This window comes from Microbacterium sp. CGR2 (assembly GCF_003626735.1).
Taxonomy (GTDB): domain Bacteria; phylum Actinomycetota; class Actinomycetes; order Actinomycetales; family Microbacteriaceae; genus Microbacterium.
The window spans coordinates 2,290,438-2,300,255 of record NZ_RBHX01000001.1; the positions used below are offsets into that span (position 1 = coordinate 2,290,438).

Genomic DNA, 9,818 nt, shown 5'->3' on the forward strand with positions numbered 1-9,818 from the left:
CGAGGCCCCTGAGGCCGCCCTGCGGGTTGTGCACCCGGGCCGGACACTGTAGCGCGTGGAAGAATAGCCGGATGAGCATGCTGAACCGTCCTGTGAACGGTACCGACACCGGCGAGGTGGTCGCGTCGACGCGCGACTACGAGAGCGCGCAGAAGACCGTGTCGAAGTTGATCGCGGGGGAGGTGCCTGCGCGAGACATCGCGATCGTCGGCCAGAGCGTCCGCACGGTCGAGCGTGTCACCGGCAAGCTGGGATATGCCGCTGCAGCTCGGTCGGGTGCGATCAACGGCGTGTTGATCGGGCTGTTCCTCTCGGCGATCCTCGTGCTCGGAAACCCCGAGGTGCCGATCCAACTGTTCGTCGGCTTCGTCTTCATCGGCGTCGCCCTCGGCATGCTGCTCAGTCTCGTCACCTACGCCATCGTGCGTCGTCGTCGCGACTTCGCGAGCGTGACGCAGTTCGCCGCCGACCACTACGAGGTGACCGTGACGGCGACATCGCTCTCGAAGGCGCGTCAGGCACTCGGCGCCGCGCACACCGCGGCGGTACGCCCTCCGGTGAACCTCGACGAACCGCCCAGGTACGGCGAGCGGATCCCGCCCGCAGCGCCCGCTCCGGAGCGTCAGCCGGCACCCGAGCCCGCCCCTGCTCCTGAGCCCGACCCTGCTCCTGAGCCCGCTCCGGCACCCGAGCCCGACCCCGCTCCGGTTCCCGAGCCGGCTCCGGCACCCGCACCGGCTCCGCCGGATGAGCCCCGGTCTGCTCCCGCCGGACAGCCCGCGACCCCGCCGCGCCCCGCCGATCCCGCACCCCATCCGGGTCGGGGTGCAGGAGCGCCAGGAGCCGGACCCCTCGACGGACCCACTGCTGCCGTCAACTCCATCTCTCCCCAGGAGGACGCACGATGAGCTCGAATGACCAGGAGAACTCCGGCGGCTACGCGCCGCCGCAGGCACCCGGCTATACCGCCCCGCCTGCGCCGGGCGATACCGCGCCGCCTCCGCCCGGTTACACCGCTCCGCCAGCGACGCCTGCGCCCGGCTATGCCGCGCCGCCTGCGCCGGGCTATGCCGCGCCGCCTGCGCCGGGTTACGCACCTCCTCCTGCCCCCGGCTATGCGCCTCCGTCGACGCCCGGCTACGCCCCGCCCGGATACGGCGCTCCCGCCGCTGCGCCGCAGATGTACTCCGCTCCCGGATACCCCGCTCCGGTGCCGGCGCGGGGGCTTCTCCCGTGGGTCCTGGGATTCCTCATCCTGGTCCCCTTTCCTTTCCTCGGCGGCATCGCCTCGGGGATCGCAATGGCGGCCAGCGGCGGATCCGCACGCCGCGCCGGAGGACCGGCCAGCGAGAACGCTCGGGCCGCGTTGAATTGGGGTCTCACCTACCTGATGGTGTCGACCCTGCTGCTCATCCTCCATTTCGTGGTGCTGTTCTCTTTGACCGCGGACTCGCCGGCGACGGGGTTCTATCCGCTCGGTATCCCGATCACGCTCTACTTCGCCGTGTCCGTGGTGCACTTGGTGCTCGTCATCGTGGGCACCGTGCGGGTGTCGTCGGGGAAGGTCATGCGGGTTCCGTTCGCGATTCCCTTCGTTCGGGCCTGATGGTCGATATCGACGTCGCTCTGCCGAACGGACCGGCCACCATCTCGGCCGATTGGTCCGAGGGCGAGAACGGCGCGACCGTCATCGTCGCGCACGGGGCCGGCACCGGCAAAGACCACCCCTTCCTCACTGGCTTCACGGACGCGCTCGGTGAACTCGGATTCTCCACTCTTCGGTTCAACTTCCCCTACGTGGAGCAGGGGCGGCGAATGCCGGGTCCTGCGGCACATGCCATCGCCACCTGGGAAGCCGTCGCGGCGTTCGCGCGCGCCGCAGACCCCGCCGCGAGTGTCTGGGCCGTCGGCAAGTCTTACGGGGGACGGATGGCGTCGATGGCGGTGGCCGCCGGCCTCGAGGCGGAAGGGCTCGCCTATCTGGGCTACCCCCTGCATCCTCCTGGCCGATCGGACAAGCCGAGGATCGAGCACCTTCCCGCGATCGAGGTGCCCCAACTGTTCGTGGAGGGGACGAACGACCCGTTCATCCAGCCTCTCTCACAGTTCGAAGACGCTGTCGCGTCCTGTCAGGATGCGCGTGTGGTGTGGATCGACGGTGCAGGTCACACCTTCGAGGTGAAGGGGCAGAAGCGCGCGGCATCCGACATCGGGGCGTCCCTCGCCCCGTTCGTCGCGGAATTCGCGCGCCCCCGCTGAGCGCCCCCGCTGAGGGCGCGACCCCCCCCGCGGATGGAGGCTCGCCGTCAGCCCTGGACCCGGGCGATCCAGGCCTCGACCTCATCCGCTGTTCGGGGGATGTCTGCGGAGAGGTTCACCGGTCCGTCCTCGGTCATCAGGATGTCGTCCTCGATGCGCACACCGATGCCACGCAACTCCGCCGGGACGGTGAGGTCATCGATCTGGAAGTACAGCCCCGGCTCGATGGTGAACACCATGCCCGGTGCCAGGACGCCGTCGTAGTACATCTCGCGGCGTGCCTGCGCGCAATCGTGGACGTCGATTCCGAGGTGGTGGGAGGTGCCGTGAACCATGTAGCGGCGGTGCTGCCCGCCGGCGTCCGCATCGAGAGCCTCCTCGGCGGTGACGGGGAGAAGGCCCCACTCGGCCGTGCGCTGGGCGATCACCGTCATCGCGGCGCTGTGCACGTCACGGAACCGCACGCCCACCTGAGCAGCGGCGAACGCGGCATCTGCGGCTTCGCGCACCGTCTCGTAGACCCGGCGCTGCACCTCGGTGAAGGTTCCGGAGACGGGGAGCGTGCGCGTGATGTCTGCCGTGTAGAGGCTGTCTGCCTCCACGCCCGCATCCACCAGGATCAGGTCGCCGGGGACGACCGTGCCGTCGTTGCGGGTCCAGTGCAGGTAGCAGGCGTGCGGGCCTGATGCGGCGATCGTGTCGTAGCCCTCCCCATTGCCGTCCTCTCGGGCCCGGCGGTGGAAGACGCCCTCGACCACGCGCTCGCCGCGGGAGTGTGCGATCGCCTGGGGAAGCTCGCGGATGATGTCGTCGAAGCCCGCGGCCGTGATGTCGACCGCGCGACGCATCTCCTCGATCTCGAAGTCGTCTTTGATCAGGCGAAGCTCCGACACGAAGCGGGTGAGGTCTTCGTCGTCGTCGAGGATCAGCTCGCCGTCGACGGGCACGAACTCGTGCAGGTGTGCGGTCTCGATGGCGAGGTCGGCCGCGACACCCGCGAGGGACGGCCGCGGTCCGATCCAGAACTCCCCGACGGTGGCGTCGGCATAGAACTCCGTCGTGGTGCGGTCTGCGCGCTCACGGAAGAACAGCGTGATGTCGTGTCCGGCGTCGGTCGGCTCGAACACCAGGATCGAGTCGGGCTCGGCGTCCGCAGCCCACCCGGTGAGGTGCGCGAAGGCGGAGTGCGCGCGGAACACGTAGTCGGTGTCGTTGCTGCGCTGCTTGAGGGAGCCGGCGGGAATCACCAGACGCTTGCCCGGGAACGCCGCGGATACCGCGGCCCGTCGATTCGCGGCGAACGGCGCCTGCGTGCGCGGAGCGGGCAGCGTCTCCGGGCGTTCGGCCCAGCCCGAGGAGATCGTGTCGAGGAAGCCCTGCGGGAACGGCTGCTTCCGGTTGGTCGTGCTGTTCTCAGCCGTCTCGGTGGTGGGTTCAGCGATCGTGTCGCGCTCTCCGGTGCTCATCCCACCAGTCTGTCATCTGAGGGGAGGGTGCGGGAGATCAGCCGGCGGGTTCGAGCTGAACGACCAGCGCACGGTGGTCGCTGCCGCCCGCGTCGTCGAGCACCATCGAGCCCGTCGGGGTCCAGTTCTGAGACGCCATGACGTGATCGATCGGCGCGCCCGCCAGGGGCGGCACCGAACTCGGCCAGGTGCCGGTGAGGCCGTTGCCGGTGCGGGAGGCGACGTCGCGGCACTGCCCGATATCGCCGCCCTCGACGCCGAGCGGCGCCATGTGGTCGACCGTGGCGTTGAAGTCGCCCGCGAGGATGAAGTCACCGGCGGGGCACTGGTCGGCGATCCATTGCAGATCGCTGCGCCACTGCTCCATCTCTTCCATCCGCGGCGCCACCGCATGCACGGCGACCACCGTGGGGCCGCTGCCGTCGATCGGCATCAGCACGGCGCTCGGAACCGAGCCCGTGTTGCTGGATCCGTCGCGCGACGACTCGATCACCGAGTACTCGCCGAGGTCGGGGGCGACCAGCACCGTCGTCTGCCAGGACTTCGGGCCATCGGGCACGTCGGGGCGGAACTGCACGTGATGCACCCACATCGGGTGGCCCTGCTCGCGCAGCATGATCGCGATACGCTCGCCGACCTCTTCGGTCGTCTCCGGGAGGGCGACGATGTCGGCTTCCTGCGCGAGGATCTGCGTGGCGATCTGCTCGGCGGACACCGCTTCGCCCGCGGTGTTCCACGACAGGACGCGGACGCTGGTCTCGGTCTTCTCCGGCAGCACGGATTCGCCGAAGCCGCGGTTCATGCCGACGACGCCTGTGGCTATCGCGCCGAGCAGAGACACGATGAGCACGGATGCGGCGAAACCTCGGAGCGGGCGCGCGAGAAGCAGCAGGAGCGCGAGGACCGCGATCACGAGAAAACCACCCAACACCAGGCCGCGTACCGAGACGAGCTGCGCGAACGGATAGGTCTGCTCGAGGTGGAAGAACTGCGGCCACACCACGACCGCTGCCGCGATTGCGAGCAGCACGGTGAAGAGAATCCCCAGGAGACGAAGCATCCCCCCAAGCCTAGAAGCGTCGCCTGTGAAGTCCCTGCCCTCGGTACGCTCGGAGAATGGCCTTTCCGTCGTCTTCCGGGTTCGCGGGTCCCGCGGACCTGCACCTGCACTCCAATCACTCCGACGGCACGGAGAGCCCCGCCGAAGTCGTGCGTCAGGCGCATGCGCACGGGGTGCGCACGGTCGCGCTCACCGACCACGACCGCTCCACCGGGTGGGGGGAGGCGGGTGACGCGGCTGTCGCGCTCGGCATGACCTTCGTCCCCGGCATGGAGCTCTCCGCGAAGCACGAGTGGCGCAGTGTGCACGTCCTGGGGTACCTCTTCGACCCGGAAGACCCGCGCCTCGCCGCCGAGACGGACCGGATTCGCGGTGACCGGATCGGCCGTGCCGAGCGGATCGTCCGCAACATCGGACGCGACTACGACCTGCTCTGGGACGACGTCGTCGCCCAGACGACGCTGGACGCCACCGTCGGGCGGCCGCACATCGCCGACGCGCTCGTGGCGCGCGGGATCGTTCGCGACCGCACCGAGGCGTTCGACGGCATCCTGCACCCTCGCGAGGGGTACTACGAGCCCCACTACGCGCCGGATCCGCTCACCGCGGTACGGCTGATCACCGACGCGGGAGGAGTGGCGATCATCGCCCACCCGGTCACGACCGGACGCGACCGGATGATGCCCGTCCCGTTCATCGAGCGCCTCATCGCCGCGGGGCTCGGCGGCTTCGAGATCGACCACCGGGAGAACACCGAATCGGGCAAACGGATGCTGCGCGACATCGCGGCAGCGCACGACCTCATCGTCACGGGCTCCAGCGACTACCACGGCGCCGGCAAACCGAACCTTCCGGGCGAGAACACCACGTCCGATGAGATGGTCGCCAGGATCATAGAGCAGGCGTCGGGCGTCTCACCGCGCTATCCCTGATCCTCGGCGTTCTGTCGGCTGCTTCCCGGCGGTCTGTCGAAGTCGACCGATACCTTTCGATGCATGCAGCGAGCGACGTCCCTGGAGCGCCGCGTCGACGCGTTCGCTCACCGCGTGCTCTCCAGCGCTCCGGCGGGAGGCGTCCGCGCGGGCCTCGTCGAGTTCGCCGTCTTCGTCCTCAAACAGGCGTGGGCCTGCGTCTTCGGTGCCGCCCTGCTGATCGTGATCGTGGCGGCGCGGCTCTGGTATCCCGACGACGCGGTCCTCGCGCGGAACGATGCTCTCACCATCGCGGCGGTGCTGATCCAGATCGCCATGCTGGTGTTCCGTCTCGAAAGCGGCCGCGAGCTGTGGGTGATCGTCCTCTTCCATCTGACCGGCACGGTGATGGAGATCTTCAAGACCGACATGGGCTCGTGGGCATATGCGGCGGATGGAGTGCTGCGGATCGGCGCGGTACCACTGTTCAGCGGCTTCATGTACGCGGCCGTCGGCTCCTACATGGTGCGCGTCTACCGTCTGTTCGATCTCGGTTTCACCCGGTATCCCCGGCGATGGGTGACGGCGATACTGGCCGCGGCCATCTACCTCAACTTCTTCACCCATCACTGGTGGTGGGATGCGCGGTGGTTGCTCCTGGCGGCCGTGGTCCTGCTGTGGCTGCCCACCGTGATGCACGCACGGGTGTGGCGGCGAACCATCAGGCTTCCGCTCCTCGTCGTGTTCGGCGGGGTGTCCGTTTTCATCTATCTCGCCGAGAACATCGCGACCAGAGCCGGGGCGTGGGCCTACCCGGATCAGGTCGCCGAATGGCAACCGGTCTCGCTGAGCAAGCTCAGCTCGTGGTTCCTGCTCATGATCATCTCGGTGGTGCTCGTCGCCTGGGTGTATCCGCCGCAGGTGCCGCGATCACTGCTCCACGACGACGAAAGACGCGTCGGCACCCGCGTGCGAGAAGACCCGCACGCGGGGCAGCCGATCAGGCGCCGGTGACGGGAGCCGCCCCGGTGCCACCCGAGCCGCCACGACGACGGCGGCGGCGGCGCGCCGGAGCGGGCTTGCCGTCATGGTGTTCCTTGCCGGCGCCGTCATGGGTGCCCGCTCCTTCGGCGCTGCGGTCGGTCTTCAGCGCGCTGTGGCCGTCGGTGGACGGAGCCTCCGACGAGCCCTCGGCGAACGTGGACCCGACCGGCGTCTCGCTGTTGCGACGACGACGCCGACGGCGGGTTCCGCTCTCTTCGGTGCCCTCTGCCGCAGCATCCGCCGCCCGTTCCGGCCGACGAGTGCGCTCGGTCTTCACCGACTGGGTCTTCGGAGCCGACACGAGTCGACCCTTCGTTCCCGCCGGGATGTCGAGGTCTTCGAACAGGTGCGGGCTCGACGAGTAGGTCTCGACAGGATCCGGCTGGCCGAACTCGAGGGCCCGGTTGATGAGAGCCCACTTGTGCAGGTCCTCCCAGTCGACGAAGGTGACGGCGATCCCGGTCTTGCCGGCGCGGCCGGTGCGCCCTGCGCGGTGCAGGTAGGTCTTGTCCTCATCAGGGATGGTGTGGTTGATGACGTGGGTCACGTCATCAACGTCGATACCGCGGGCGGCGACGTCGGTGGCGACCAGCACATCGCGCTTGCCGGCCTTGAACGCAGCCATCGACCGCTCACGCTGGTCCTGGCCCATGTCTCCGTGCACACCGCCGACGTTGAAGCCGCGGTCGCCGAGCTCGTCGACGAGACGCTGCGCCGCCCGCTTCGTGCGCGTGAAGATCACCGTCTTTCCGCGGCCCTCCGCCTGCAGGATGCGGGCGATGATCTCGTCCTTGTCCATCGAGTGGGCGCGGTACACCAGGTGCTTGATGTTCGCCTGCGTGAGGCCCTCGTCCGGATCGCTCGCCCGGATGTGGATCGGGTTGGTCATGAATCGACGCGCCAGCGCGACGATCGGGCCGGGCATCGTCGCCGAGAACAGCTGCGTGTGGCGGACGGCCGGAAGCTTCTGGAAGATCTTCTCGATGTCGGCCAGGAAGCCGAGGTCGAGCATCTTGTCGGCCTCGTCGAGCACGACCTCGGTGGCGTTGGACAGGTCGAGCAGACGCTGTCCGGCCAGGTCGATGAGACGACCGGGTGTGCCGACGACGATCTGAGCGCCCGCCTTGAGCTGGTCGATCTGTCCTTCGTATGCCTTGCCGCCGTAGATCGCGACCACGCTGGTCGAGCGATTGCTGGTGAGCAAGTCGATGTCCTCGTACACCTGCACCGCGAGCTCGCGGGTCGGCACGACGATGAGCGCCTTCACGCCATGCTCGGGGTCTTTGCCGAGGCGCTGGACGACCGGGATGCCGAAACCGAAGGTCTTACCAGTTCCCGTCTTGGCCTGGCCGATGATGTCCTGGCCGGGGAGGCCGAGCGGAATGGTCTGTTCCTGGATGGGGAATGCGTCGACGATGCCTTTTGCGGCGAGTGCGTCGACGATGTCCTGATCGATGCCGAGATCAGCGAAAGTTGTCACTTGTTCAGATGCCTGTCCGGCGCCCTTGCGGGATCACCACGTAAACGGATCCACGCCGTCTCTTGTGCCACAGGCGCGGGGCCCCGCTCCGACGGCGGGACAGGCTCAGCCTACCGGAGGGGTGGCGCGAGCCCGGAAGAGCAGTCGTTCACGAGTAGTGTGAACGACGTGACGCTCTAGGGAGGAGACCCGGTGGTGAAGTGGTTCTGGCAGCGGGACAACGCACCTCGCCGTGCGCTGTCCCTCCGCAGTCGTGGAGATCAGGGGGACGCGACGCGCGTCGACTTCGCCGAACTCGCTCCTGAGCTCAGCCGATTCCTCGGTCAGGCCGCCTATCTGCAACTCGGCTATTTCGAGACCCTCACCCGCCTGATCAGGGCGACACCGGAACTCTCCGAGAAGGAGTCGCTGTCCCGCGCCGCCGGAGCCGCGTTGACGAAGCATCGCGCGATCGTCGACCTCATCGCCGAGCGCGGGGACGACCCCACGCAGCTGATGCTTCCGTTCCGCGAGAACCTCGATGCTTTCCGCCGGAAGACGATCGGCGCTCGGCCTCGGGAGACTCTGCTCGCCGTGTACATCACAGCGGGAATGCTGGACGACTTCTACCTCGCGCTCGCCTCCAGCTATGCCGACACCGGACGACGGGTGGTCGAGATCCTCCGGGAAGACGATGCCCGCCACGAGATCGTCTCGATCATCCAGGAGACGATCGAGAGCGATGAGGAATGGCGCTCGCTGCTGTCGATGTGGGCGCGCCGCCTCGTCGGCGACACCATCCTGGTCTGCCGGTCGGCGCTGCGTCCGGAGCGGCTCGCTGCAGACGACGAGCGGATCGAGCCGGTCTACACGGTGCTGATGGGCGCCCACGCGCGTCGTATGGACGCCATGGGGCTGGCCTCATAGCGTCCTGCGACCCGCGGGGCGGATGTCAGATGCCGAGCGCGGCTTTCGCTTCGGCGTCCGCCTGATGACGCACGGTCACCAACGCGACCGTCGCCAGCGCTGCCACCAGTGCGGCACCGACGGTGCTCGCGAGCCACAGCCAGATGCTGTCCTCGCCCACGCCCGCCCACTGCATGCCGGTGTAGACGATCGCCGAGACCGCCGTCGCGACAGCCGGCGTGACCACGACGCCGCGCAACTCGCGGCCGCCGATCAGATAGTGCGCGCCGATGCCGAGCGCACACGCGCCGATGAGCGCGAGGAGGATGTACATCGCTCGGTCAGGCGACGAAGCCGACGCGGCGCGATTCCTCGGTGCCCAACTCGATGTACGCGAGATTCGCGGTGGGGACGAGGTAGGAGTTGCCCTTCACGTCGGAGAAGTTCAGGTGGGTCGAGCTCTGCTCGAGTGCCGCGGAGACCTGGGTGCGGACCTCATCCGCGCTCGCGCCAGTGTCGAAGCTCAGTTCACGGCCGGTGTTGATGATGCCGATGCGGATTTCCACGGGTGCTCCTTGAAGTTCGTCGGACTCGCCAACTCTACCGCGCACGCACCGCGCCGGATCGGCGCTCAGCGGCTGTTTCGCCGTGAGCGCACAGGGCGGAGGGCGAGCGGGCAAGGCGATGTCCGTCCGCCCAGATAGCGTGGAGAG

General features: G+C 68.4%; 11 protein-coding genes. 6 read left to right on the plus strand and 5 right to left on the minus strand.

Features of this window, described 5'->3' with window-relative positions; all coding sequences use genetic code 11:
- Positions 1-71: 71 nt before the first annotated feature.
- Genes D7252_RS20400 through D7252_RS11530 form a run of 3 tightly spaced genes read left to right on the plus strand, consistent with a single transcriptional unit; the run spans position 72 to position 2,259 of the window.
- Positions 72-908 (plus strand): general stress protein, encoded by an 837-nt coding sequence (locus tag D7252_RS20400; RefSeq protein WP_251050705.1) that lies wholly within the window; start codon positions 72-74, stop codon positions 906-908.
- Positions 905-1,606: a DUF4870 domain-containing protein gene (locus D7252_RS11525; RefSeq protein WP_120775517.1), complete on the plus strand. Its 702-nt coding sequence runs from the start codon at positions 905-907 to the stop codon at positions 1,604-1,606. The genes D7252_RS20400 and D7252_RS11525 overlap by 4 nt, the downstream gene beginning before the upstream one ends.
- Entirely contained in the window at positions 1,606-2,259 is a 654-nt protein-coding gene (locus D7252_RS11530) for an alpha/beta family hydrolase (RefSeq protein WP_120775518.1), read from the plus strand. The genes D7252_RS11525 and D7252_RS11530 overlap by 1 nt, the downstream gene beginning before the upstream one ends.
- A gap of 47 nt (positions 2,260-2,306) precedes the next feature.
- On the opposite strand, the gene D7252_RS11535 is transcribed toward D7252_RS11530, so the two are convergent.
- Positions 2,307-3,725: an aminopeptidase P family protein gene (locus D7252_RS11535; RefSeq protein ID WP_120775519.1), complete on the minus strand. Its 1,419-nt coding sequence runs from the start codon at positions 3,723-3,725 to the stop codon at positions 2,307-2,309.
- 37 nt (positions 3,726-3,762) lie between these two features.
- Positions 3,763-4,785 (minus strand): endonuclease/exonuclease/phosphatase family protein, encoded by a 1,023-nt coding sequence (locus tag D7252_RS11540; protein ID WP_120775520.1) that lies wholly within the window; start codon positions 4,783-4,785, stop codon positions 3,763-3,765.
- A gap of 56 nt (positions 4,786-4,841) precedes the next feature.
- On the opposite strand from D7252_RS11540, the gene D7252_RS11545 reads away from it, so the two are divergent.
- Both D7252_RS11545 and D7252_RS11550 read left to right on the plus strand, forming a co-directional pair.
- Positions 4,842-5,717 carry a PHP domain-containing protein gene (locus D7252_RS11545; RefSeq protein WP_120775521.1) on the plus strand — a complete coding sequence of 292 codons (876 nt, stop codon included), beginning with the start codon at positions 4,842-4,844 and terminating at the stop codon, positions 5,715-5,717.
- 63 nt (positions 5,718-5,780) lie between these two features.
- On the plus strand, positions 5,781-6,710 hold the full coding sequence (locus tag D7252_RS11550; protein ID WP_120775522.1) for a DUF817 domain-containing protein: 930 nt from the start codon (positions 5,781-5,783) through the stop codon (positions 6,708-6,710).
- Here D7252_RS11550 and D7252_RS11555 read toward each other — a convergent pair.
- Positions 6,697-8,220, minus strand: a complete 1,524-nt coding sequence (locus D7252_RS11555; RefSeq protein ID WP_120775523.1) for a DEAD/DEAH box helicase — start codon at positions 8,218-8,220, stop codon at positions 6,697-6,699. The two genes, D7252_RS11550 and D7252_RS11555, sit on opposite strands and share 14 nt — an antisense overlap.
- A 192-nt stretch (positions 8,221-8,412) precedes the next feature.
- Between D7252_RS11555 and D7252_RS11560 the strand changes: the two genes are divergently transcribed.
- Entirely contained in the window at positions 8,413-9,126 is a 714-nt protein-coding gene (locus tag D7252_RS11560) for a ferritin-like fold-containing protein (protein WP_120775524.1), read from the plus strand.
- Positions 9,127-9,151: 25 nt separating this feature from the next.
- On the opposite strand, the gene D7252_RS11565 is transcribed toward D7252_RS11560, so the two are convergent.
- Together D7252_RS11565 and D7252_RS11570 are read right to left on the minus strand one after the other, a co-directional pair.
- Positions 9,152-9,439 carry a hypothetical protein gene (locus tag D7252_RS11565; RefSeq protein ID WP_120775525.1) on the minus strand — a complete coding sequence of 96 codons (288 nt, stop codon included), beginning with the start codon at positions 9,437-9,439 and terminating at the stop codon, positions 9,152-9,154.
- A 7-nt stretch (positions 9,440-9,446) separates the two neighbouring features.
- Entirely contained in the window at positions 9,447-9,671 is a 225-nt protein-coding gene (locus D7252_RS11570; protein ID WP_046013903.1) for a DUF3107 domain-containing protein, read from the minus strand.
- Positions 9,672-9,818 lie beyond the last annotated feature (147 nt).